Annotated in this window: 1 pseudogene; it reads left to right on the plus strand. The window is 48.7% G+C overall.

What is annotated here, in order from left to right:
* A pseudogene (locus ACNQ0W_RS25330) lies at positions 1-550 on the plus strand (hypothetical protein); the annotation flags it as partial.

The following is a 550-nucleotide window of genomic DNA, read 5'->3' on the forward strand; positions in this document are numbered from 1 at the left end:
GATGTACCAGCGCTACATGAGTGGGTTCGCTGATGTAATGAACGGGACATCTGATGTCACCATCACTATCAACGGCACTGCCGTTACCGTGCCGGGTCAAAAATCGCTGGCGAAGAAAGGGGATAACAGCGACATTACCAGCCTTTCCGGGCTAACTACAGCGCTAAGTATTTCACAGGGGGGGACTGGTGATAAGACTGCCGCTGGAGCGCGTACAAAACTCGGTCTGGGAAATGCGGCAACTAAAAATACTGGTGAAGGGGATAATGATGTACTGGCCACCGGGTCATTTGGTGTCGGTTCAAAAAATCTTCCCGTAATTTCAGATATCTGGGATAAAAGCCAGGGAACCCGTTTTTGTAACGTTACTCCCGCAACTTCTGGTGGTCCTGGAATGTATGGTTCTGGTATACGGTTATCAGACCGTAATATTGGGAGTGGAAGCACTCCGGCAGCGCAACAATCATTTGCTGCGCTGATTCTTAGCGGGAAAATTATTCAGTTCATGAGTATGTCGGATGGCAATGATTCTGGCTGGATGCAGATTTAC

Origin of the sequence: Enterobacter cloacae complex sp. 6730903 (assembly GCF_048283985.1) — a bacterium.
Taxonomy (GTDB): Bacteria; Pseudomonadota; Gammaproteobacteria; order Enterobacterales; family Enterobacteriaceae; genus Enterobacter; species Enterobacter hormaechei_C.